We start from the raw sequence: 22,221 nt of genomic DNA, 5'->3' as shown, positions 1-22,221 counted from the left end.
CGCGCCTGGCGCCCGTCCTCTACGCGAGGCGGGCGCCAGTTTCCGTTAGGCCACCTGCGCGCGGGCCGCCTCGCCGAACAGTTCGTTGGTCATCGCGACGACCTTCGGTGTGAACTTGCCCTTGGCGCACACCACGCCCTTGGCGTTCTCGCCCGGCGCGAGCGCGGTCGTCGGCATCTCGTTCTCGTAGGTCCCCATCGCCGAGCCCGCGTCGTGCTTGGTGTCCTTGGTGTCGGTCAGGCTGAAGTACAGCGGGTTGACCTCAACGTTCTTCTTGGACTGGTTGGTGACGGCGACGCGGGCGCATGACAGGGGGCTGCCGTCGGACAGGATGCTCGCCTTCGCGGTCGTCCGCTTGGCGACGAGCTTGACCGGGACCGTCTTCTTCTTCGCCTTGCCCGTGGCCTTTCCGGCCTTCGCGCCGCCGGAGGACTGGACGGCGACGGGCTCCTCGGCCGGCACGGCGCAGCCCGCCAAGACGACGCCGACGGCGAGGGTGATGGTCGCCGCGATCTTCTTCATGGAGAAGTTCCTCTCGAAGGTTCCGCGGCGGGGGACGGCAGTACGACGCGCGCCCTTGCCGTGCCGGTTCACCGCGAGAGGCTGCTGTCACCATCCGGCCACGGCGCGCACGCCTCACGCACGGCGCGCCCCTAGTAAATGATCACGCACCGGGCACGCACGGAATAGGAACGGCCCCCTTCTCCGACTCGGAGAGGGGGCCGTGACCAGCGGGTGGGCGATACTGGGTTCGAACCAGTGACCTCTTCGGTGTGAACGAAGCGCTCTCCCACTGAGCTAATCGCCCTGGACGTCGGAAACTCTAGCGCATGTCGGGGGCTGCGCGCGCCGCCGGTCAGGTCCAGAAGGTGGGGTCGTCGATGTTCCAGGGGACGACGAAGCCGTAGACGACCAGGTAGGCAGTGAGGGCGGCGGCCGCGAGGACGGCGGTGAGGGTGCCGAGGACGAGGTTGCGGCGGCGGGCGCGGGGGTCGAGGGCCTTCTCCTTGGCGCGGTCGGCGGCGGCCTTGGCGCGGTGGAGGGCGCGCTGGGCCCAGGCGAACTCGGTGGCGAGGATCGCGAGGCCGACGACGATGCCGAGGATGCCGGGGCCTGGGGTGACCATCATGACGAGGCCGCCGAGGAGGACGGCGGAGCCGACCACGAAGACGCCGAGGCGCCAGGCCGTGTTGAGGAGCGGGTTGCGCCGGACGCGTTCGCGGAACCGGTGAATGCGGCGCGGCGCCGCGGGTGGGGCTTCCTTTTCGTTCTTGATTGCCACGGTTTTACCTTACGGCAGGTGGGGGGCGCCGCGGGCCGGGCAAAGGGCGGGAAGATCCGTCTTTGCGCAGGTCAGATGCGGTGAGATGGGTCACAAAGGCCCGGGACGCCGGAATGTTCGGGGGAGATCAGGCAGTTAGGCGTCATAGATCGCGGGGATGTCCGTGGGGAGGAGAACCACTCACCGGGGAGCCCCGCCTGCGGGACACGACGTTAGAGGGAATGGCCTATGAACACCACCGTCTCAGCGCAGCTGGGCCTTCGACTCGTCGTCCCCGACCGTACGACCGTGCCCCTGCTCGCCGGGCTGGACTACGCGGCCGACGATCCGTACGCGATCCGGATGGCCTTCTATGTGGGCGATGACGAGCCGGTGGAGTGGATCTTCGCCAGGGAGCTCCTGACGGTCGGCATCGTGCGGAAGGTCGGGGACGGGGACGTGCAGGTCTGGCCGGGCTCCGACGACGCCACGCTGAACATCGCGCTGTCGTCCCCGTTCGGGGACGCGCTGTTCGAGGTGCCGCTGTCGCCGCTGGCGGACTTCCTGCACCGGACGTACCAGGCCGTCCCGGCGGGCGAGGAGACCGAGTTCATCGACATCGACGCGGAGCTGGAGAACCTGCTCTGGCCGTCCTAGCCGGAGAGGCGGGCGATGTGGCGCATCTTGTTCGTCGCGTCCAGGGCGGCGACCTTGTACGACTCGGCCAGGGTCGGGTAGTTGAAGACGGCGTTGACGAGGTAGTCGACGGTGCCGCCGCAGCCCATGACCGTTTGGCCGATATGGACGAGCTCGGTCGCGCCGGTGCCAAAGACGTGGACGCCGAGGAGCCGCCGGTCCTCGGGTGAGACGAGGAGTTTCAGCATCCCGTAGGAGTCGCCGATGATCTGGCCGCGGGCGAGTTCGCGGTAGCGGGAGACGCCGACCTCGAAGGGGACCTTGGCCTCGGTGAGGGCGTCCTCGGTGCGTCCGACGAAGCTGATCTCGGGGATCGTGTAGATGCCGATCGGCTGGGTCTCGTGGATCTCCGCGACGGGCTCGCCGCAGGCGTGATGGGCGGCGAGGCGGCCCTGTTCCATGGACGTGGCGGCGAGGGACGGGAAGCCGATCACGTCGCCGACGGCGTAGATGTGCGGGACCTCGGTGCGGTAGTGCTCGTCGACCTTGATCCGGCCGCGGTGGTCGGCGGTGAGGCCGGCGGCGTCCAGGCCGAGGTCGTCGGTCATGCCGTACCGTCCGGCGGAGTACATGACGGTGTCGGCGGGGATGCGTTTGCCGCTTTCGAGGACGGTGATCGCGCCCTCCGGCAGCCGTTCGACGGACGCGACGCTCTCCCGGAACCGGAACGTGACGGCCAGGTCGCGCAGATGGTATTTGAGCGCCTCGACGATCTCCAGGTCGCAGAAGTCCAGCATCCGCTCGCGCCGCTCGACGACGGTGACCTTGGTGCCGAGCGCGGCGAACATCGAGGCGTACTCGATGCCGATGACGCCGGCGCCGACGACGACCATGGTCTCGGGGATGCGGTCCATGTTGATGATGCCGTCGGAGTCGATGATCGTCCGGTCGTCGAAGGCGACGGTGTCGGGGCGGGCCGGGCGGGTGCCGGTGGCGACGACGACGCGGTCGGCGGTGACCTTCTGCTCGCGGTCGCCGTTGCCGGTGATCCCGACGACGTTCGGTTCCAGGAACCGGCCGCGGCCGGGCAGGACGGCGACGCGGTTGCGGGCGAGCTGGCTGCGGACGACGTCGGTCTCCCGGCCGATCACGTGCTGGGTCCGCATCCCGAGGTCGGCGACCGTGATGTCGTCCTTGACCCGGTAGCTCTGGCCGTAGAGTTCGCGCTGGTTGAGGCCGGTGAGGTACAGCACGGCCTCGCGGAGGGTCTTGGACGGGATCGTCCCGGTGTTGATGCAGACGCCGCCGATCATGTCGCGGCGGTCGACGATGCCGACCTTGCGGCCCAGTTTGGCGGCGGCGATGGCGGCGCGCTGCCCGCCGGGGCCCGAACCGAGGACGAGGAGATCGAAGTCATTCACTCCCCCAGTCTGACGGGCGGCGGCCGCTCGGTTAAAGGGTTCCCCGGATCAGGCAAAAGGTTCATGGGAGCAGACGACGGCGTCTAGGGGAGCAGGGCGTCGGCGAGCGCGTCCAGGCCGGCCTTGATCCGGTCGAGGGGCATGCCGCGGGTGCGGCGCTGGTAGAGGAACAGGTTCGCGGCGAACGGCGCGAGGAGCGCGTCGGCGAGGTAGGCGGTGTCGGCGCCGGGGCGGATCTGGCGCAGGAGCATCGCCAGGTGCCGGTGGTAGAGGCCGTAGGAGCCGTCCCTGAACCTGGCGTCGGACGGGCCCGACTCGGCCATGAGGAGGAGGTCCGCCTGAGCGTCGGTGCGGTCGGCCAGGGCGTGCAGGAACGCGCGGAGGCGGCCGGACGGGTCCGCGCCGGGGCCGAGCGGCGGCGGGCCCTGGATGAACGCGGCCTGGAAGTCGCGCTCCCGCTCGTCGATCACGGCGTAGACGAGGCGGGCGCGGTCGCCGAAGCGGCGGTAGACGGTGCCGACGCCGACCCCGGCGGCGCGGGCGACCTCGTCCATGGAGACGGCCTCGGGGCCGCGGGTGGCGATCAGCTCGGCGGCGGCGCGGAGGATGCGGCGCCGGTTGAGCGCGGCGTCCGCGCGTTCGGCGGGCGGGCTTCCCACGACCGGCAGCTCGCGCATTCCGTCCCCTCTCGGCACAGCACAGCAGACTAACCGGACTTGTATCCGGAGAACTCTCCAGTTAACCTCGCTAAGCGGAAACTTCTCCTATTAGTGCCGGAGGATAGAGATGACGACGGAGCTTGCGGGACGGGCGGCCCTGGTGACCGGGGGCGGACGCGGCATCGGCGCCGCGATCGCGCTGCGGCTGGCCCAGGAGGGCGCGGACGTCGCGGTCACGTACGTGCGGGCGCCCGAGCGGGCGGCCGAGGTCGTGCGCGGGATCGAGGCGGCCGGACGGCGCGGCCTGGCCATCGCGGCGGACGCGTCCGACCCAGTGGCCGCCGCGGGGGCCGTGGACCGGGCGGCGGCGGAGCTCGGACGGCTCGACATCCTGGTCAACAACGCCGGGATCGCGCCGTACGGGCCGCTGGAGGACGTCACGGCCGAGGAGCTCGACCTGACCCTCGCCCTCCATGTGCGGGCGGCGTTCGTCGCGGCGCAGGCGGCGGCCCGGCATCTCGGGCCGGGCGGCCGGATCGTCAACATCGGCAGCAGCATGGCCGAGCGCGTCCCCTACCCGGGCTGGACGCTGTACGCGATGAGCAAGTCGGCGCTGACCGGCCTGACGCGCGGCCTGGCCCGCGATCTCGGGCCGCGCGGGATCACCGCGAACGTCGTGCAGCCGGGTTCGACCGACACCGAGATGAATCCGGCCGACTCGCCCGACGCCGAGTACGAGCGGGGGTTCACGGCGCTCGGCCGGTACGGTCGCGCGGAGGAGGTCGCCGCGATGGTCGCGCATCTGGCGGGCCCGGGCGGCGACTACGTGACGGGGGCGGCGATCGCCGTGGACGGGGGGTACGCGGCCTGATGGCATGGGTGCTGCTCATCGTCGCCTCGCTGATGGAGCTGGTGTGGGCGACGGCGTTGAAGGAATCGGACGGCCTGACGAAGCTCTGGCCGACGGTCATCGGGCTCACGGTCGCGGTGCTCAGCGTGGTCGTGCTGTCGCTGTCGCTGCGGACGCTGCCGGTCGGCACGGCCTACGCGATCTTCGTCGGGCTGGGCGCGGTGGGCGTCGCGGCGGCCGGGATGGTCGCGTTCAGCGAGAGCACGTCGCCGGTCCGGCTGGGGTTCCTCGCGCTCATCCTCGTCGGCGTCGTCGGGCTCCAGCTCGTCGAGGACTCGTGAGCGCGGGCTCGTAGGCCGGGTGTGCATCGGGCACAGTGAGACCATGGCCACGGAGATGCTGGGGATCGACATCGGCGGGTCGGGGATCAAGGGCGCGCCGGTCGACCTGTCGGACGGCTCGTTCACGCGCGAGCGGTTCCGGGTGGGCACGCCGCACCCGTCCAAGCCGAAGGCGGTGGTGAGGGTCCTCGCCGAGATCGTGGCGCATTTCGGGTGGGAGGGACCGGTCGGCGTCACCTATCCAGGCGTGGTGATCGGCGGCGTGACGCTGTCGGCGGCGAACGTGTCCAAGCACTGGATCGGCCTGGACGCGGCGTCCATGATCGCGGAGGCGACCGGCCGGGAGGTGACGCTGCTCAACGACGCCGACGCGGCCGGGCTCGCGGAGATGCGGCTCGGCGCGGGACGCGGACGGCGCGGCACGGTCGTGGTGCTCACGCTGGGGACCGGCATCGGCAGCGCGCTGTTCAGCGAGGGCGTCCTCGTCCCGAACACCGAGTTCGGGCACCTGGAGATCGGCGGCCACGACGCGGAGTCGCGGGCGTCCGCCAAGGCCAGGGAGGACGAGGGGCTGAGCTGGGACAGGTGGGCGAAGCGGCTCGGCGTGTACATGCGGCATCTGGAGGCGCTGATCTCCCCGTCGCTGATCATCGTGGGCGGCGGGGTGAGCAGGCGGTCCGCGCACTTCGTCCCGCTGATCACGGGGGTGCGGGCGGAGATCGTCCCGGCGCGGCTGGTGAACAACGCGGGCATCGTGGGCGCCGCCATGGCCGCGGCCGCCGCGCACGACGCGCATGCAGCGCACGACGGGCACACCGGGCATCCGGAGGAGCGCGCGAGCCGCGGCTAGCGCGACGGTCTGAGGCGGACGGTCGCGATCTCCCACGGGCGCAGCGCGAGCGCGGCCGTCCCGTCGTGGACTTCGATGGGCAGTCCGGGCCGTCCGCGCAGGTCGACGCGGGTGGCCTCGGTGAACGGGCCGCGCAGGACGGCGGTCGCCGGCGCGGCGCACTGGGCGACCATCCGGATCTCGATCCAACCGTCGCGGGCCCGGAGCGAGGTCATGACGACGCCGTCGCCCGAGATCGCGACGCCCTCCCGCGGGGGCGGGGGCGACGCGGCGGCGGGGCCGTACCCGGCGGCGGTGAGCAGGTCGTGCCGGTACTCCTCGGCCGCCCGGAGGACGTCGGAGCCGGGCCGCTCGCCGCCGTACGGCATGATCGCCAGGCCGACCGTCCGGACGCCGCGGCACTGGGCCCGCGGGGTCGGGAGCTGCGGACCGGCGGGCTGGTCGCGGTAGGCGTTGCGGTCCCGCGACAGGCGGCCGATCGAGCGGAGGAGGGTCAGCGCCAGCTCCCGTCCGCCGCCGGTGACCTCGTACTCGGTGACGTGCTCCAGCAGGACGGCGAGCCCGCCCGCTGCGACGAACCCGGACGCGGGGAACGTCGGCACGGGACGCTCCCCGAACCCGCCCTCCGCCGTCAGCCCGCGCTCGGTGATCGCGAACTGGCCTTCGGCGAACGACGACCCGGCGCGGCGCGGCAGCGGCAGGTGCAGCCGGACCCGATGGTCTTCGCAGCGGTTGTCGAACGTGACGCGCAGCCGCAGGAACGGCTCACCGGCGCGGAGTTCGGCCCTGGTCGTGACGGTCACGTCCTCCTCGGCCTCTGATCGCGCGTCGCCGTCGAAATCTCCGGACGCGGGCCACCTGTACGTCCGGACGATGTCGTAGGCGGCAAGCAAAAGGCCGTTCCGGGGGGCGTGGGGGGTCGTCCCCCCACAGGAAACCGGCCCGCTCCAGACCGGCTCGACGCGGACGGTCAGCGGGGCGTCGACGAGCCGGTCGGCGGCGGGTGGCGCGTAGTTGTAGGAGTCGCCGAGGTCGCCGCCGTCCATGATCCGGCCGACGCCGTCGACGGCCTGGCCGGACGGGGTGCGCAGCCCCAGCGTTCCGTCGTCGTTGATCTCGACGCGCAGCAGCCCGTTGTCCAGGACGTTCTGCGCCGCCGTGACCGGGTGGTCCGTGGCGGGGGCGTTCGTGGCGGACGGGCCTGGGACGGGGGTCACGGTCGTCAGGCCCAGGGCGGGGACGTCGACGAGCGCGGCGACGGTGCGGCGCGGGTCGGCGAGGATGCGGACGCGCCACTCCCCCTCCGCGTCGCGCAGGGCCGCGCGGACGTCGCCGATGTCGAACGGGACGTCGGCGCGGGACGTCACGTGGAAGGTGAGCGTGCGGTCGTCCCGGGACACCGACCAGTCGCGGATCTCCTGCCCGAACAGCACCCGCCCGTACACGCGCTCCAGCACGATCGGCAGGTCGGAGGCCGGGTGGACGGCGTCGTCCAGCACGGTCGGCGCGATGTCGAGGGTCTGCGCGGGCACGGGACGCCCGTCGCCCGTCATCAGCCCCGGCTCCCCGTCGGAGGGAACCTCCACCACGATCAGGCCGGTCCGGGGAGCGGGGGTCGGGTTGAACACCAGGTGCGAGCCGAGCGGAACGGACGCGGCGCGCTCGGCGGTGACGAGGTCGCAGACGGCGCGTCCGAGCTGCTCGCCCTCCGCCATGTGCGCGGCGACCTGCTCGGCGGTCTCGTCGCTGCCGCAGCCGGTCACGGAGTCGTGGCAGCTGGTCTCGATGAGCCGCCGCCACGCCAGGTCTAGGAACGTCCGGGCGTCGCCCGCGTACCAGAGCGCGGTCAGCGGCTCGGCGTACCGTTCGACGAGCCGCTCGGCGCGTCCGAGCAGCTGCTTGAGCCGGACGCGGGCGGAGAGCACGCCCGGCAGGATGTTCGCGCGGGCGTGCGACCGCAGCTCGCCCCGGACGTGGAGCAGCCCGTCCACGGACGTCTCCTCCCCCGCGAAGTACCCGGCGAGGGTGTCGAGGCGCATGCCGGGCCCGGCGCCGGAGATCCGGTCGGCGAGGTCGGCGGCGGGCGCGGTGTGGTCGGCGCCGTACATGGCCAGCAGCGGCCCGCCGCGCGGGTACCAGCGGCCCATCGCCGCGGCGAATCCGGCGGCGCGGCCCGGCAGCAGTGACGCACCGTCCTCCAGCCCCCGCCCACCACCATCCAACGGACGAGTTCCGCTCGACGGCCCGTGCCCGAACTCCTCGAACATCGACGCGGCGTTGCCGTAGCCGCCCTCGGGCAGGTACTGGGTGCGGATCGCCGTCCCGTCCGGCGCCTCCCAGGCGAACGCGCGCTCGCGGACGCGGTCGGGCACGCCGCGCCACACGCACGCGTGCTCGATCCCCGCGAGCTTCAGGATCTGCGGCGTCTGCGCGCAATGCCCGAACTGGTCGGGCAGGTAGCCGACCATCATCGCGGCGCCCAGCTCGTCCGCGCGGCGCATCCCGAGCTCCAGGTTGCGGACGATGTTCTCCCCCGAGCACAGGAACTCGTCGTGCAGGATCTGCCAGGGCCCGACGGCGAGCCGTCCGTCCGCGACCAGCGCGGCCAGGCGCGCACGCCGTTCGGGACGGATCTCCAGGTAGTCGTCGACCGCCGCCATCTGCCCGTCGAGTGTGAAACGCCAGCGCGGGTCGGCCTCCATGCGGTCGAGGACGCCGTCCAGCAGCGACACGAGCCGGAGCCGGAAGCGCTGGAACGGCAGGTACCACTCGCGGTCCCAGTGGGTGTGGGGGACGACGACGATCTCCGGTGCGCTCGCTTCCCGCTCTACCCGCACAGTGCGATCACCTCGTTCTCGTGGGTCTCCAGGCGGTGCATTCCCGGGCCGTCCGCCGGTATCCGGACGCGGTCGCCCCGGACGGCGGCGCGCCGTCCGTCCGGCCGGACGAGCACGGTGCCGTCCGCGCCGATCGCGATCAGCTCGCCGTCGACGCGCAGCAGGACGGGCGCGTCAGGACCGGCGGAGATCGACGTCCGGCCCGCGGCGAGGCCCCCGAGCACGTCGCCGTCCTCCGCGAGGACCCAGGTGACGGGCTCGCCGAGGTTCTTGAACTGGTCCGGGTCGTGGAAGTCGCTGCCGCCGAGCGGGACGACGCCGCCGGGGCGCCATACGTCCGCCCAGGCCAGCGGCGCGCCCCAGCGCCGGTCCCACCAGGTCGGATGCCAGATCTCGGCGAAGCGGGGCCGGGCCGCCGCGGCGAGGGGGTGCCGCCAGGCGCAGTCGCCGCTCAGCGGATGGTTGATCGACATGAGCCCGCCGCGCGCGTCGGCGAACGCGGCCCAGTCGGCGCTCGGGCGCCGGAAGTCGACCCAGCCGGTGTCGCCGAACACGTTCGCGTGCCCGAGGTCGGTGGTGACCTCCTGGCCGGGCAGCAGCGTGATCCCGGCGTAGGCCCCCGCGGCGGGCAGGACGGCGTGGTGGCTGACGGTGTTGTGGTCGGTGACGGCGAGGTAGTCCAGCCCCCGCGACGCGGCGAGACACGCCAGTTCGTGGACGGTGAGCGCCCCGTCGCTGTGGACGGTGTGCGAGTGCAGGTCACCGGCGAGCCAGCGCATCCCGTCCGATGCGGGCAGATCGCGGCGCGGCGGACGTTCCGGTCGTGGCGGCAGCGTCTCGTCCGGGCGCGGCGTGGACGAGGTAGACGTCGTGACCCTGACCTCGTACGGGACACCGTCAGGCGGTATCCGGTGTAGGCCGAGCCAGACGTGCCACGTGCCGGGCTCAAGTTCCCCTGGCAGGTACCCGGGCGTCGCCCACTCGGCGCCCACCGTGTACTGGAGGCGCGCTCCGCCGGACCAGCCCCGGAACCCGTCCGGCCCGTGGCAGCCCAGGTCGATGACGCCTCCCTCGTAGGACAGCTCGACCGTGATCGACGCCGTGCCGGGCGGCACGTCGAAGGGCAGTTCGCGGAGCCCTCGCTCTAGGCGGTCCTCCAGGCTCCAGCGCCCTCGATGCACCGTCATCCGTGTCCTCCGTCCTTGCTCGATGGAGCCATGGCGGGCTCCGATGCCGTCACCAGTTCGCCGTCCCGGTAGAGCAGGACGCGGCCGGGCCGCGGTACCGCCCAGCCCTCGGCGCCCGGCTCGGGCTCCCGGCCCTCCGCCACGACGACGCGCACCGGTCCATCCTCCCCGTCCAGGGTCACGAGCGAGGATCCGCCCAGGTGCTCGATGACGGACACCGTTCCAACGAACGCGCTGTCCACCGGGTCCCCGCTGTAGTCCAAGTATTCGGGTCGTACACCGCAAACGACGTCGGCTCCGTCGGGGATTCCGTCGCGCGCGTCGGCCGGGACGGGCAGCTCCGCCCCGGCGACGGCGACGGACGCGCCCCGGACGGTCCCGTCGAGCAGGTTCATCGGCGTGGAGCCGATGAACGCGGCCACGAACAGGTTCGCGGGCCGCCGGAACACCTCGACCGGCGTGCCGAGCTGCCGGATCCGCCCGGCCTCCATGACCGCGATCCGGTCGGCGAGCGCGAGCGCCTCCGCCTGGTCGTGGGTGACGAACACCGTGGTGATCCCGAGGTGCAGCTGGAGCCGTTTGAGCTGCGTGCGAGCCTCCAGGCGGAGCCGCGCGTCCAGGTTGGACAGCGGCTCGTCGAGCAGGAAGATCCGCGGCTCGGCGACCAGCGCGCGGGCCAGCGCGACCCGCTGCTGCTGCCCGCCGGACAGCTCGGCGGGACGGCGCCCGTCCAGGCCCACCAGGCCGAGGAGGTCGGCGGCGTCCTTGGCGCGGCGGCGGCGGTCCGCCCGGCCGGCCTTCTTGACGCGCAGCGGGTAGGCGATGTTGTCCAGGACGGTCATGTGCGGGAAGAGCGCGTAGTCCTGGAAGACCATGCCGACGTCGCGGCGGCCCGGCGGGAACCTCGTCACGTCGGTCCCGTCGAGGCGGATCGTCCCGTCCGTCGCCCTCTCCAGCCCGGCGATCGTGCGGAGCAGCGTCGTCTTCCCGCACCCGGACGGGCCGAGCAGCGCGAAGAACTCGCCCTCCGCCACGTCGAGGTCGAGCGCGTCCAGGGCCCGGACGCCGCCCGGATACACCTTCGTCAGCCCCCGGATCGCGATGTCGGCCATCAGCGCTTGATCCCTCCGTGGAAGCGGAACCCGTAGCGGCGGCTCACGAACAGGTACATGAGCACGACCGGCAGCGAGTAGAGCAGCGAGAACGTGGAGATCAGCGGCAGGTCCGGCTGGCCGCCCTCGGTGTAGAACGTGTACATGATCACCGAGGCGGGGGCCTTGTCCGGGTCGCGGAGCAGCAGGAACGGCATCAGGAAGTCGCCCCAGACCTGCGCGACCGTCCACACCGTGACGGTGGCGAGCCCCGGCCTGATCAGCGGGACGACCACGTGCCGCAGCACCTGCAGCGGCGACGCCCCGAACACCCGCGCGGCCTCCTCGTACGACGTGGGCGTCGCGTCGGTGAAGTCCTTCAGCAGGAAGATCGCCGCCGGGAGCAGCCCGCCGGTCAGCACCAGGATCACGCCGAGCCGCGAGTCGATCAGGTGCAGGTTGAAGGCCAGCAGGAAGATCGGCACCATCGCCGCCGTCCCGGTGATGATCGACGACAGGAGCAGCAGGACGTACAGGAGCGCGTCCCGTCCGGGCACGCGGACGCGGCTCAGCGCGTACGCCGCCAGGGCCGCCGCCGTGACGACGACCGCGGCCGTCCCGGCGGCGAGCAGCACCGAGTTGCGCAGCGAGGCGAGCGCGTACGGGTTGTCCATCAGGACCCGGAAGTTGTGCAGGGTGAACTCGGGCAGCGACGCCGAGACGCCGGGATCGGCGTCGAACGGCGCGAACGCCAGCCAGAGCAGCGGCAGCGAGAAGAACCCGAGGACGGCCGAGACGAACGTGGCCAGCCCGATCCTCCGCAGCGCCTCCCGGACGGTCTCGTTCACGCCGCCACGCTCCTCCGGGAACGGTCGCGCAGCGCCCGCAGGTACAGCAGCGCGATCACCAGGTTGATCAGGATCATGATCAGCGAGATGGCGGCGCCGAAGCCGAGCCGCCCGTCGCCGAGCGCCGTCCGGTACACGTAGACCGACATGATCTCCGACCGTCCGTCCGGGCCGCCGGCCGTGATCAGGAACGGGGTGAAGTCGTTGAACGTCCACAGGCTGACCAGCAGCAGGCTCGTCAGGACGTGCCCGCGGATGCGCGGCAGCACCGCGTCCCGCAGCGTCTGCCACGTGGACGCGCCCGCGAGCCGCGCCGTCTCCAGCTGGGACGGCGGGACGTTCCCGATCGCCGCGCCGTACAGCATCATCGAGAACGCGGTGCCGCGCCAGACGTTGAACACGACGACGCAGGCCATCGGGTGGTCGAGCAGCCAGGCCGTGCCCGGCGTGCCGAGCAGCGCGTTGAGGGTGCCGCCGTCGCGGTCGAGCAGCGCGATCCACAGGAACGCGATGACCGAGCCCGGCAGGATCCACGCGAGCAGCACCAGGCCCTCCACCAGGCGGCGCAGCGGGCCCCGGCGGTCGCGCATCACCCACGCGATCGCGAACCCCAGGACGGTCTGCCCCAGCACCGCCGACCCGACGACGAACTGGAGCGTCAGCCACAGCGACCGGTGGAAGTCACCGTCGGCGAGGACGTCGCCGTAGTTGTCCGCGCCGACGAACCTCGGGTCGCTCGCCGCGACGCCGGTGAGCCGGTAGTCGGTCGTGCCGAGGTAGAGCGTCCAGAGCGCGGGGAACACGAGGAACACCGCGATGAGGACCAGCGCGGGCGCGACGAAGGCCGCGGCCCGGGCCCGTCCCAGCCCGGCCGCGTCGTCCCCGGCGTCCCGCGACGCCGCGACTCCAAGATCAGCGCGGGGTGACGTTGGCGGCGCCACCGACGATCCCTTCCAGCTTCTTGGAGTACTCGGCGGCGGCCTGGTCGGGGCTCTTGCCCGACACGACGCTTGCCGTGGCCTCCTGCAGCGCCGTCGACACCTGCGGATAGACGGCCAGGCCCGGACGGTACGACGTCACCGGCAGGACCTTCTCCGACACGAACGTCAGGAACGGGTCGCCCGCGAGGATCTCCTTGTTCACGTCCGTGCGGGACGTGAGCTCGGGCGTGCCCGCCGTCCGCGCCTTGGTCATCTCCGCGGAGTTCATGAAGGCCAGCAGCTCGAACGCCTGCTGCGGGTACTTCGTGCCCGGGTTCAGGACGGTGACCGCGCCGCCCGACATGCTCACGAACGACCGCCCCCCGACGCCCCTGCCCGGGGAGACCGCGGGGATCAGCGCGTAGCCGACGTCCTGGTCGCGGGTCCTCATCTTCGCGACGCCGGACTTCGGGTTGATGACGTCGCGCCAGAAGTAGTCGCCCTCGGCGAGGATGCCGATCTCGCCGTCCGCGAACTCCTCGAACGACTTGTCGCGTCCCTTCGCCTCCTGCTGGAGCTTCGGGTCGCCGAGCCCCTCGGGGCCGTAGATCTGCGCGTACAGGCCGAGGACCTGCTTGACCGCCGGGCCGGCGGCCGTCCACTTGCCGTCCGCGTGGATCTCGGCGCCCGCGCCGGCCAGCAGGGGCAGGGCGCCCTGCATGCTGGTCGCCTCGCCCATCGCGGTGCCCGCGTTGAGCTGGATCGGGGTGACGCCGGGGAGCCTCTTCAGGGCCCGGCCCGCCGTGAGGATGTCCTGCCAGCTCTTCGGCTGCCAGCCGTCAGGGAGCCCGGCCCGCGCGAACAGCCTCTTGTTGTAGAACAGGACGCGCCCGTCGGTGGCGGGCGGGACGCCGTAGCGCTTCCCCTCGAACATGGCCAGCTTCTGGACCGTTCCAGGGATTGTCGGCCAGCCGTCCCAGGCGTCCGCCGGCGGGCCCACCGCCTCCGCCAGCGGCCGCAGGTAGCCGGCCTGCGCGAACTCGCCGACCCAGATGCCGTCGACGTCCATGATGTCGGCGCCCGACCCGGACTTCAGGTCGAGCGCCAGCTTCGTCTTGTACGACTCGTCGTCCACGCCCTGGCCGCGGAACGTCACCTTCGCGGTGACGCCCTTCGCCTTCTGCGCAGCGACGAACCCCGGGATCACCGTCCTGGTGATCCACTCCGCCTCCTCGGTGTTCTTGCCGCCCTCGATGGCGTTGCGGGTGATCGTCAGGGAGTAGCTCCTGGCGTCCTTGCCCCGGTTCGGATCGGTCGAGGATCCGCCGCCGCCGCACCCGGCGAGAACCGTGCCCGCCATCGCGAGCGCGGCCGCCGCGCCGATCCGCGTCGTGGATAAGTCCCTGCCGCCGTAGACCATGGGTGACCTCCTGCAAGCGTCACCACATACCGTGAACGAATAAGCCGATCGCGTAAAGGCGTGGGCGATCGCGACTTGGTCAGGGATCCATGAGCTCCGCGGACCGGGCGGCGAACGCGGCCATGGCCTTCGCGGTGATCGGGCCCGGCGCGGACGGCAGGACCGTCCCGTCCACCGCCCGGACCGGCTGGACGTCCCGCGTCGTGGACGTCAGGAACGCCTCGTCGGCGCGGTACAGGTCGTCCAGCGCGACGTCCTCCTCCTCGCCGCCGCACCACTCCAGCGCCAGCGCGCGCGTCACCCCCGCCAGGCAGCCGGACGACAGCGGCGGCGTGACGAGCCGGCCGCCGATGACGACGAACACGTTGGTGCCCGTCCCCTCGCACAGGTTCCCCGCCGTGTTCCCGAAGATCGCCTCGCCGCCGCCGCGCTCCCTGGCGTACGCGAGGGCCAGCGCGTTCTCCGCGTAGGACGTGGTCTTGAGGCCGGACAGCGCGCCGCGCTCGTTGCGCGGCCACGGCACGACGGTCACGTCCGCCGTCGCGGGGAACGGGTCCTGCGGCCCCGCGATGATCGACAGCGTCGGCCCCGCGTCGCCGCGCGCCGACCCGAGCGGGCCCGGACCGCTGGTGTAGGTGATGCGGACACGGGCCAGCGGCCACTTCGGCGCCGCCGCGAGCACTTCGAGCGTCCCCTGGGCGAGGGCGTCGTGGTCGGGCTCGGGCAGGCCGAGCCCGGCCGCGGACACGGCCAGCCGCCGCAGGTGCCGGGTCAGCGCGAACGGCTCCCCGCCCGCCGCCTTCACCGTCTCGAAGACCCCGTCGCCGACGAGCATGCCGTGATCGAAGACCGACACCACCGCGTGCTCAGGGTCGACGAGTTCGCCGTTCAGCCAGATCGGGACCTGCGCCGTCACCGGAAGCCACCTCCAAAAGCCGAGCCGCCTTCAGCTCGGTCTCGCGCCATTCGCGAAGCGGATCGGACCCCCAGGTGATGCCCGCGCCGGTGCCGAACCGGAGCAGGCCGCCCGCCGCCCAGAAGCTCCGGATCCCCACCGCGAGGGCGCCGCGCCTGGCGTCCGCGTCCACCCAGCCGATGGCCCCACAGTACGGGCCCCGCGGGACCGGTTCGAGTACCCCGAGCAGGTCGAGCGCGCTCGCCTTCGGGGCGCCGGTCACCGAACCGGGAGGAAACGTCGCGGCGATCAGCTCCGGCCACCCTCCCCCGGCCAGCCGCGCCCGGACGGTCGACACCAGATGGACGAGCCCCGGATGCTCCTCCAGGTCGCACAGGCCAGGCACCTCCACCGAGCCGACCTCGGCGACGCGTCCCAGATCGTTCCTGACCAGGTCGACGATCATGATGTTCTCGGCGTCGTCCTTGGCCGTCATGCCGTCCGCGGTCCTCGCCGTCCCCTTGATCGGACGGGACTCGACCACGTCCCCGTCCCGGGACAGGTACAGCTCGGGCGACGCGCACGCGACCTCCAGCCCCGGCGCCTTCACCGTCATCGCGTACGGCGCCGGATTCCCCCTGGCGAGCCGTGCCCCCAACCCCTCGATGCTCCACTCCGCGGGCAGCTCCGCCGACATCACCCGGCACAGATTGGCCTGGTAGACGACGCCATCGGCGATCGCGCTCCGGATCCTCTCGACGCCCGCCATGTACGCGGCCTGGTCCAGCGAACTGCTCCACTCCCCCGGACGCGCCCACACACCCCCCGGATGCTCCGCCGGCCTCACATGCTCGAACCGCGCGCACGTGGCCTTCCCCTCAAAGGTGACCACCACGGCCCACCAGCCCTGCGAATCCAGCGCTGCCAGGTCGTCCGTCACATCGACGAGACCCGTCGCCAGCAGACCGCCCGCGTACGCGAAACTCACGGCAGCACGCACCCGAACGAGTCGGCGAGCCCCTCCAGCCCGGCCTCCGTCACGACCAGCGCCCGGCGCGTCGTCCCCCGCTCGAACCAGCCCAGCTCGATCATCCGCGCCGTCAGCGCCGCGCCCAGCGCCCCGTTCAGATGCGGGCGGCGCTCCGTCCAGTCCAGGCACTGCCACGCGAACCTGCGCCGCGCCCTCCGCAGCGCGGCCACGTCCAGGCCCAGCGCACCGAACCGCTCCTCACCCTTCGCCGTCACCTCGAAGGCGTCGCCGCCATCGGCCTCGATGAGGCCGCCGTCCACCAGCGCCGCGAACAGCGCGACCCCCGCCTCCCCGGCCAGATGGTCGTAACACGTCCGCGCCGCGTGCAGCCGCCGCGCGTCCCTCGACTGCCGCAGGCTCCGCGCCTCCACCGGAGGGCTGATCCGCGACAGCGCCTCGATCACCTGCGCGACCTCGCTCCCCCGCAGCCGGTAGTACCGGTGCCGCCCCTGCTTGACCACCGTGACGAACCCGCCGTCCAGCAGCCGCGCCAGATGCGCGCTCGCCGTCGGCGCACCGACCCCCGCCGCCCGCGCCAGCTCCCCGGCCGCCAGCGGCCGCCCGTCCAGCAGCGCCGTCAGCATCGCCGCCCGCGCCCGGTCCGCCAGCAACGCCGCGACCGGCGCGAAGTCCACACTCAGGACATGCTCCGAGCCCATGCCCCCGACCCTAAGCGACCTACACTTCGCCCCCGGCCGAAGCGTCCCGCCGCGAAACCGGTTTGGGGAACCGCGGAGGACGCGCTAAGGTTTCCCCGTCGCCGAGAGGCGCAAGCGGAAGTGGCTCAGGGGTAGAGCATCACCTTGCCAAGGTGAGGGTCGCGGGTTCAAATCCCGTCTTCCGCTCTGAGGGGCCTTTCCGGCTACAACCCAGAAGGTCTCCTTCTGGTGGAGTGGCCGAGAGGCGAGGCAACGGCCTGCAAAGCCGTCTACACGGGTTCAAATCCCGTCTCCACCTCGCAAGGGCGATTAGCTCAGTGGGAGAGCGCTACCTTGACACGGTAGAGGCCACTGGTTCAATCCCAGTATCGCCCACCACACTCCTGCGCAGGTCAGCGGCCATGCTCGTGTTGTTGACGAGGGATGCCTCAGGCCTGGCTGGGCGATATCTGGGCGATGATCTTGTTCTCGCCCACTGCCGCCGCTCCGGCCTGCTTCCTCGTCTGCAGTCTAGCGAGCGCCTTCCCCATCTGGGGTGCGGCAGCGATGAGCCGGTCCCGCTCATCGGCCCGCATAGCTAGCAGCGAGGTCTCCCAGCGCTTTTGCAGGACCCGGAGGACCTGCTCCTTCATCACTGGGGTCACATGCTCGTAGACATCGGCCATCCCAGGCAGCTTGTGCCCGAGCCGGGCGGCGCGGGCCACATCCGGGACGCCGTCTTCGGCCAGCCAGGTCCGCTGGGTGTGCCGACCCTCGTGAAAGGTGAAACCCCGCAGCACCGGTGCACAGCGCTGGTTCGGGTCGGGGTGGTCGGGGTCACCGTTCCAGGCGGGCCGCCAAAACCGGCGGGCGAAGTGGCTGCGGCGTAGTCGGCCGCCCTTGTCCCCCACGAACACTTGGGGGTGCTCGGCCTGCTCGAGCAGGGGCTCGTAAAGGTCGGCCAGGAACGACGGTAGCTGCACCCAGCGTTTGCTGGTCGGGGTCTTGGGGCGCTCGGCCTTGACCAGCCGTCCGCGGGCCTCGGCGAGGGGTTCGGCGATCCGGATGGCCTTGTTGATCTCGTCGTACTCGTGCGGCTGCTGCCCGACCAGTTCCGACCAGCGGGCGCCGGTGTAGCCGTCCAGCAGCGCCAGCACGAACCCGCGGTAACCGAAGCTGTCGTAGAGCCGCAGTGCCGCCCGCAGGACCTGGACCGGGGTGGCGACCTGATGCCCGGGCCCGCCCTGCCCGGTGGTGACGCGGATGCCCTGGCACGGGCTGGCCGGGATCTTGCGTGCCCGTACCGCCACGTTCATGATCGTGGAGAACGAGGCGAACACCGAGGCCACCGTGGACTCGGCCAGCTCGTCATGGAGTTCGTTGACCCAGCTCTGGATCTCCAGGTGGTGGTTGAAGATCACCACCAATGGCCAGTCCTCCCACTGCGGCAGCAGATGGGTGTCCAGGTGAGATCGGTACTTGGCCTGGGTAGTGATGGCCAGCCGGTGATTGCGCAGCCAGGCCTCGGCGAAGGCCCCGAACGGCCTCTCGGCCTCGGCGGGGTCGATCCACAGGTGGCGCCGGATCAGCGCTTCCTATTCCTGCCCCCACTCCAGCGCTGCGGTCTTGGTTTCGAACCCCGACTGGGATCCCCAGGTGCCGTCCGGTTTCTTGTACCGGCTCCTCCACCCCTTGCCGTGTCGTTGCGCGTACGCCACTACCTCACCTCATCCATAAATGATTCTGCGAGCAGATTGCTGTTCCGGACTCCCAGTACGCACGAAAATCAGGTTGCAGGCTTGGCCTACAGGCCCCTGCCGCGGCGTGCCGGAGGACGACGCCTCCCCGTCACTGGCTGCGGGGAGCCGGAGCGGATGATTTCTTCGAGGTCGCCTTCACTGAAACGCAGGTGCCGTCCCACGAACGTGCACGGGATCACCCGGGCCGCAGCCTTCTTCCGCAACCACGACTCGCGTACCTGCAAAACCCGCGCCGCCTCCGCCGGGGTGTACAGGTGCAACCCGCTCACGCCGAGCCACCCAACAAGAAGACAGAAACAGCTGCAGCACTCGGCATCATCGTCGTCTTCAGAACGACAGCGTAAAGGATCCCACGGACGTCCGCGAGTCTGACAAGCAAATCCCCGTAGTGGCAACTATTTTGCCGGTATCCGGCAACGGCCCGACGACACAGCGGCAATTTCGTTGCCGCTGCTGCCGCCGCGGCAAACGTGGTGCCGCGCACGCGGCATTCAGCGCCAAGGGACCAGGGCGACCAAGCGGCAGCCTGCGCGCCACCGGTCGTGACGACCGATCGGCCAGCCGCCTGGGGTCCTGCGCGATGCCTACCGCGGCCCATGCGCTGTGCCGTGAACCGCCGGTTGATACACCTGCGGTGTCGTGCATGAGGTCGGAGTCCTTCCTGACGTCAGGTAGACGTTGCGTCAGGTCAGATTGTTGACCGCGACATCATAGAAATCTCATAGCAACTTCCCTACCTGCATTATTGTCTAGCGGCAGCCCGCGGCAGCGGATCCATCACCTCCCGAGGATCCCGCCGCAGTGGCAAGAAAAGGTCTCATAGGAAGCTCATAGGCGCATCTTGATCACGGCGCTTGCTTGATGACGGGCTTGCCCCCTGCCAACGACCCCATGGGTGCCCGTAAGCACAGATGCCATCAATCTCTGGACGTCAGATTCGCTATCCGGCTGTGCGTCCCGGCGGCTCGAACGGTTCTCCGTACTCACCGCGTGGATAGTTCCCCTTGAGCACAGCAAGCAGGTTCTGCAGGTAAATCTCCGGGCCCCAGCCTCGAATCATCTGGGCGTTAGCAACAATCCAGTGCTCCTCAGAAACCGGCTTGCCATGCGGGATCGCCAGCATCGGATCGATGTCGATCGCAAAATAGGTATTGATCAAGATCGCCGCGCTGTCTGCCGGAGTCCATTCATCAAAGTCGCTCATACCAACACCCTCGACCTGTCATGCAGCCAGCACATACGAAGCTCCAACTCGAAGATCGCGTTCGACGATCCAAACCTGAGCCGACACAGAACCCGCGTCCATGGGAGTACAAGTCTCTCCTCGGACACGAACCATTTCCCCATATGGTGCGGGATCGAGATGTGCCTCGGCCCGCACTTTTTGCTGTTCGGGGTGGTAGGTGAGCTGCAGGCCGAGCTTGCCGTACAGGTCGGCCTTGTTTGTGGGATCGGCGGTGGCCAGTGCCTGGGTGTAGTCGGCGATCTCCTCAATGAGGGCGGCGATGTCGGCTTCGGTGAGGTGTTCCTGGCTCTGGGTAGGGCGCAGTTGCGCTTGGGCGGCCGTGCGCTGCTGCTGGACCTGGGTGATCCATCCGGCGATCATCGCCGGGTCGGTGCCCTCATCCAGGGCGTCCAGGGCGGCGCGGTAGCGGGCGAGTTTGCGATCGCACTCGTCGATGGTCTGCCGCGCGAGCGCCGTGCCGGGGTCTTCGCTGACGCCACCGCCTTGCGCGGCTGCGATCGCCGCGATGGTGTCGGCGCGGCGGTGGGGAGCGAAGTAGCGGCCCAGCCACCGGTCCAGACGGGGCAGCAGGACGCTTTCGCGAAGATAGACGTTGCGTGGATGCGTGATCTTGTTGGCCAGGGCGTACTCCTCGGGGAAACGGCAGCGATAGTAGGGCGCGCCGTTGTTCCAGGAGCCTTCCATTTTGCGGTGGCAGATGCCGCAATGCAGGATGCCCCGCAGCACGTACAGATGACGGGCACGGTGTGGCTTGTGCCGGGCTGGTCCGTGTCCTCGGGCGGCCAGCAACTCCTGGGCGGCCTTGAAGGTCTCCTCGTCAATGATCGGTGGATTGACGATGTCGTTGGACCACACCCACTGGTCCGGGGTGTTCCAGGTCAGCTTGGTCTCGTGGCCGAGGGTGACGTCGTGGACGTCGATGAGGACTTCACGTTTGCGCTGCTTGTTCCACACCTGACGGCCGGTGTAGCGAGGGTTGTTCACGATAACGCGGACAGCGCTCTTGGACCAGGCCAGGCCGCATCGGTGCCGGTTACGCGCCCGATCGTAGGCCGACGGCGACAGAATTCCTTCGGCGGTGAGTCCTTCGGCGATGGCGAAGAAGCCCTTGCCCGCCAGGAACTCGGCGAAGATCCGCTGGACCACCTCGGCGGCGTAGGGGTCGATCTCCAGCACGTGCAGCCGCTTGCCGTCAGCCGCCTTGCTCAGATTGGGGTGCGGCCCCGCGTCAGCCAGCCGGTATCCGTAGGTGGGCGCCCGCCGATGTGCCGGTTGGAGGTCTGTGCCAGCGCCGCCATGGTCGCCCGCACCCGGGTTTTGATCCGGGATCGCTCGCCTTTACTGATGGATCCGAACGTCGACATGATCATGTCGTGGGCTTCGACGGCCGGGTCGATCGGTCCGCCGATCTCCGGCACCCACAACGGCACGCCGTAGTGCTCGAACAACGGGAAGGTGTTGCCGAACTGGTTGCCGTAGAAGGCCCGCTGTGGCTCTCCTCCTGCTCGCACGCCGGGGCGGCCGAAGGTCAGGGCCTTTTGCGTCGGCTCATCCAGTCGGTCAACCGTCCGAGTTCGGCTTCGACGTCGTAGCCGGGGGGATAGCGCTGTGCCTGCTCCAGGGCCCGCTGGTACAGATCCGCGCCTGGGTCATCGGAGGGCCCGCCGCCGTTCGCCGGGTCCGTGGGCGCCCGGGCCGTCAGCAGGTCGCTGACCCTGCCGGGGTCATAGATGTGGCCTTGATAGACGGCTCCCTTGATCGTCATGCGGATGGATCGGAAGTACGACGGAGGGAGCGCGCAGAACCCGCTGCAGACCACCTCGCGGAAGATCGGCTCGGACACAACCAGCGCGACGTGCCGCTCCCGGTGGAGGGCTAGGTACCTGCGCAGGGGACGGGCGTCGAGCAGCCGTGTCGCCACCACGGGCGCGTCCCCGGCCGGGCCGAAGGCGGTCCGCGGCTCCATGATCAGCGCGCCGTAGTGGACCGCGAGCCGCACACGCAGCAGGGGGACCTCGCCAGCGCCCTTGCGGCGCATCGCCGCGAGGGCTCGTTCGAGGGCGGGAGCCAATTGGCCGACGACGGCGACAATGTCGACGTCGTCCGGCAGCACTATCAGTTCGCCGTCACCGCTGGCCTGGCGCAGCCACCTGTCCCCGTCGAGCCCGGCGTCCCTGGCCGCGATCTCCATCGCGTGCCGCAGATCCCGTTGCGCCTGGAACTGCATCGGTGGCGTCCTGGCGCTGTACCCCTCGATGTCCACGGCAAGCAGCAGCCGGAAGATCGTCTGCATTGGCGGGGCGGCAAGCTCAATCCGGGGTTCAAACTCAA

The 22,221-nt window shown here is 70.8% G+C and carries 23 protein-coding genes and 4 tRNA genes; 7 read left to right on the top strand and 20 right to left on the bottom strand.

Annotated features, from left to right (window positions below; genetic code table 11):
- Nucleotides 1-45: 45 nt before the first annotated feature.
- The 3 genes from ACH34T_RS03785 to ACH34T_RS03775 all read right to left on the bottom strand — a co-directional run bounded on the left by ACH34T_RS03785 (nucleotide 46) and on the right by ACH34T_RS03775 (nucleotide 1,282).
- Complete coding sequence (locus ACH34T_RS03785; RefSeq protein ID WP_395990515.1) at nucleotides 46-522, bottom strand: DUF4352 domain-containing protein; 477 nt, start codon at nucleotides 520-522, stop codon at nucleotides 46-48.
- 214 nt (nucleotides 523-736) lie between these two features.
- A tRNA-Val gene (locus ACH34T_RS03780) sits at nucleotides 737-808 on the bottom strand.
- Nucleotides 809-856: 48 nt separating this feature from the next.
- Nucleotides 857-1,282 (bottom strand): TIGR02611 family protein, encoded by a 426-nt coding sequence (locus ACH34T_RS03775; protein ID WP_395990514.1) that lies wholly within the window; start codon nucleotides 1,280-1,282, stop codon nucleotides 857-859.
- A 228-nt stretch (nucleotides 1,283-1,510) separates the two neighbouring features.
- On the opposite strand from ACH34T_RS03775, the gene ACH34T_RS03770 reads away from it, so the two are divergent.
- Nucleotides 1,511-1,918 carry an SsgA family sporulation/cell division regulator gene (locus ACH34T_RS03770; RefSeq protein WP_395990513.1) on the top strand — a complete coding sequence of 136 codons (408 nt, stop codon included), beginning with the start codon at nucleotides 1,511-1,513 and terminating at the stop codon, nucleotides 1,916-1,918.
- On the opposite strand, the gene sthA is transcribed toward ACH34T_RS03770, so the two are convergent.
- Nucleotides 1,915-3,318, bottom strand: coding sequence for a Si-specific NAD(P)(+) transhydrogenase (gene sthA, locus ACH34T_RS03765; RefSeq protein WP_395990512.1), 1,404 nt, complete (start codon nucleotides 3,316-3,318; stop codon nucleotides 1,915-1,917). The genes ACH34T_RS03770 and sthA overlap by 4 nt on opposite strands.
- Before the next feature lie 83 nt (nucleotides 3,319-3,401).
- Nucleotides 3,402-3,995 (bottom strand): TetR/AcrR family transcriptional regulator, encoded by a 594-nt coding sequence (locus ACH34T_RS03760; protein ID WP_395990511.1) that lies wholly within the window; start codon nucleotides 3,993-3,995, stop codon nucleotides 3,402-3,404.
- A gap of 109 nt (nucleotides 3,996-4,104) precedes the next feature.
- Here ACH34T_RS03760 and ACH34T_RS03755 point away from each other — a divergent pair, with 109 nt between their 5' ends.
- The 3 genes from ACH34T_RS03755 to ppgK are packed head-to-tail and all read left to right on the top strand — an operon-like array spanning nucleotide 4,105 to nucleotide 6,018.
- On the top strand, nucleotides 4,105-4,848 hold the full coding sequence (locus tag ACH34T_RS03755) for an SDR family NAD(P)-dependent oxidoreductase (RefSeq protein WP_395990510.1): 744 nt from the start codon (nucleotides 4,105-4,107) through the stop codon (nucleotides 4,846-4,848).
- Nucleotides 4,848-5,168 (top strand): DMT family transporter, encoded by a 321-nt coding sequence (locus ACH34T_RS03750; RefSeq protein ID WP_395990509.1) that lies wholly within the window; start codon nucleotides 4,848-4,850, stop codon nucleotides 5,166-5,168. The genes ACH34T_RS03755 and ACH34T_RS03750 overlap by 1 nt, the downstream gene beginning before the upstream one ends.
- Nucleotides 5,169-5,211: 43 nt before the next feature.
- A complete protein-coding gene (ppgK, locus tag ACH34T_RS03745) occupies nucleotides 5,212-6,018 on the top strand; it encodes a polyphosphate--glucose phosphotransferase (protein ID WP_395990508.1) in 807 nt (268 codons plus the stop codon).
- Here ppgK and ACH34T_RS03740 read toward each other — a convergent pair.
- The 9 genes from ACH34T_RS03740 to ACH34T_RS03700 form a co-directional block, all read right to left on the bottom strand.
- Nucleotides 6,015-8,855 carry an alpha-mannosidase gene (locus ACH34T_RS03740; protein ID WP_395990507.1) on the bottom strand — a complete coding sequence of 947 codons (2,841 nt, stop codon included), beginning with the start codon at nucleotides 8,853-8,855 and terminating at the stop codon, nucleotides 6,015-6,017. The two genes, ppgK and ACH34T_RS03740, sit on opposite strands and share 4 nt — an antisense overlap.
- A complete protein-coding gene (locus tag ACH34T_RS03735) occupies nucleotides 8,846-10,042 on the bottom strand; it encodes a CehA/McbA family metallohydrolase (RefSeq protein ID WP_395990506.1) in 1,197 nt (398 codons plus the stop codon). The genes ACH34T_RS03740 and ACH34T_RS03735 overlap by 10 nt, the downstream gene beginning before the upstream one ends.
- Nucleotides 10,039-11,154, bottom strand: a complete 1,116-nt coding sequence (locus tag ACH34T_RS03730; RefSeq protein WP_395990505.1) for an ABC transporter ATP-binding protein — start codon at nucleotides 11,152-11,154, stop codon at nucleotides 10,039-10,041. The genes ACH34T_RS03735 and ACH34T_RS03730 overlap by 4 nt, the downstream gene beginning before the upstream one ends.
- Nucleotides 11,154-11,981 carry a carbohydrate ABC transporter permease gene (locus ACH34T_RS03725; protein ID WP_395990504.1) on the bottom strand — a complete coding sequence of 276 codons (828 nt, stop codon included), beginning with the start codon at nucleotides 11,979-11,981 and terminating at the stop codon, nucleotides 11,154-11,156. Before ACH34T_RS03725 ends, ACH34T_RS03730 begins: the two co-directional genes overlap by 1 nt.
- Nucleotides 11,978-12,922: a carbohydrate ABC transporter permease gene (locus ACH34T_RS03720; protein WP_395990503.1), complete on the bottom strand. Its 945-nt coding sequence runs from the start codon at nucleotides 12,920-12,922 to the stop codon at nucleotides 11,978-11,980. The genes ACH34T_RS03725 and ACH34T_RS03720 overlap by 4 nt, the downstream gene beginning before the upstream one ends.
- The gene (locus tag ACH34T_RS03715; protein ID WP_395990502.1) at nucleotides 12,894-14,321 is read right to left on the bottom strand and encodes an extracellular solute-binding protein; all 1,428 of its coding nucleotides are present in this window, start codon (nucleotides 14,319-14,321) and stop codon (nucleotides 12,894-12,896) included. The genes ACH34T_RS03720 and ACH34T_RS03715 overlap by 29 nt, the downstream gene beginning before the upstream one ends.
- 79 nt (nucleotides 14,322-14,400) lie before the next feature.
- On the bottom strand, nucleotides 14,401-15,237 hold the full coding sequence (locus tag ACH34T_RS03710) for an aminotransferase class IV (RefSeq protein ID WP_395990501.1): 837 nt from the start codon (nucleotides 15,235-15,237) through the stop codon (nucleotides 14,401-14,403).
- Nucleotides 15,188-16,204: a chorismate-binding protein gene (locus ACH34T_RS03705; protein ID WP_395990500.1), complete on the bottom strand. Its 1,017-nt coding sequence runs from the start codon at nucleotides 16,202-16,204 to the stop codon at nucleotides 15,188-15,190. Before ACH34T_RS03705 ends, ACH34T_RS03710 begins: the two co-directional genes overlap by 50 nt.
- Nucleotides 16,201-16,905 carry a winged helix-turn-helix domain-containing protein gene (locus ACH34T_RS03700; RefSeq protein WP_395990499.1) on the bottom strand — a complete coding sequence of 235 codons (705 nt, stop codon included), beginning with the start codon at nucleotides 16,903-16,905 and terminating at the stop codon, nucleotides 16,201-16,203. Before ACH34T_RS03700 ends, ACH34T_RS03705 begins: the two co-directional genes overlap by 4 nt.
- A gap of 114 nt (nucleotides 16,906-17,019) precedes the next feature.
- On the opposite strand from ACH34T_RS03700, the gene ACH34T_RS03695 reads away from it, so the two are divergent.
- The 3 genes from ACH34T_RS03695 to ACH34T_RS03685 all read left to right on the top strand — a co-directional run bounded on the left by ACH34T_RS03695 (nucleotide 17,020) and on the right by ACH34T_RS03685 (nucleotide 17,283).
- Nucleotides 17,020-17,091: transfer RNA gene (locus tag ACH34T_RS03695), tRNA-Gly, on the top strand.
- A 41-nt stretch (nucleotides 17,092-17,132) separates the two neighbouring features.
- A tRNA-Cys gene (locus tag ACH34T_RS03690) sits at nucleotides 17,133-17,203 on the top strand.
- A gap of 5 nt (nucleotides 17,204-17,208) precedes the next feature.
- Nucleotides 17,209-17,283, top strand: a tRNA-Val gene (locus tag ACH34T_RS03685).
- 50 nt (nucleotides 17,284-17,333) lie between these two features.
- Here ACH34T_RS03685 and ACH34T_RS03680 read toward each other — a convergent pair.
- The 6 genes from ACH34T_RS03680 to ACH34T_RS03655 form a co-directional block, all read right to left on the bottom strand.
- Entirely contained in the window at nucleotides 17,334-18,308 is a 975-nt protein-coding gene (locus ACH34T_RS03680) for a tyrosine-type recombinase/integrase (RefSeq protein WP_395990498.1), read from the bottom strand.
- Between the two features lie 380 nt (nucleotides 18,309-18,688).
- Nucleotides 18,689-18,913 carry a helix-turn-helix domain-containing protein gene (locus ACH34T_RS03675; RefSeq protein WP_395990497.1) on the bottom strand — a complete coding sequence of 75 codons (225 nt, stop codon included), beginning with the start codon at nucleotides 18,911-18,913 and terminating at the stop codon, nucleotides 18,689-18,691.
- 671 nt (nucleotides 18,914-19,584) lie between these two features.
- Nucleotides 19,585-19,848, bottom strand: a complete 264-nt coding sequence (locus ACH34T_RS03670; protein ID WP_395990496.1) for a hypothetical protein — start codon at nucleotides 19,846-19,848, stop codon at nucleotides 19,585-19,587.
- An 18-nt stretch (nucleotides 19,849-19,866) separates the two neighbouring features.
- Nucleotides 19,867-21,066, bottom strand: a complete 1,200-nt coding sequence (locus ACH34T_RS03665) for a recombinase family protein (protein ID WP_395990495.1) — start codon at nucleotides 21,064-21,066, stop codon at nucleotides 19,867-19,869.
- A gap of 29 nt (nucleotides 21,067-21,095) precedes the next feature.
- A complete protein-coding gene (locus ACH34T_RS03660; protein WP_395990494.1) occupies nucleotides 21,096-21,401 on the bottom strand; it encodes a hypothetical protein in 306 nt (101 codons plus the stop codon).
- Nucleotides 21,402-21,418: 17 nt separating this feature from the next.
- A complete protein-coding gene (locus tag ACH34T_RS03655) occupies nucleotides 21,419-22,183 on the bottom strand; it encodes a hypothetical protein (protein ID WP_395990493.1) in 765 nt (254 codons plus the stop codon).
- Nucleotides 22,184-22,221: the final 38 nt, after the last annotated feature.

Source organism: Actinomadura sp. 9N215, assembly GCF_044326345.1.
GTDB lineage: Bacteria > Actinomycetota > Actinomycetes > Streptosporangiales > Streptosporangiaceae > Spirillospora.
This window is presented reverse-complemented; position numbering and strand designations above follow the sequence as displayed.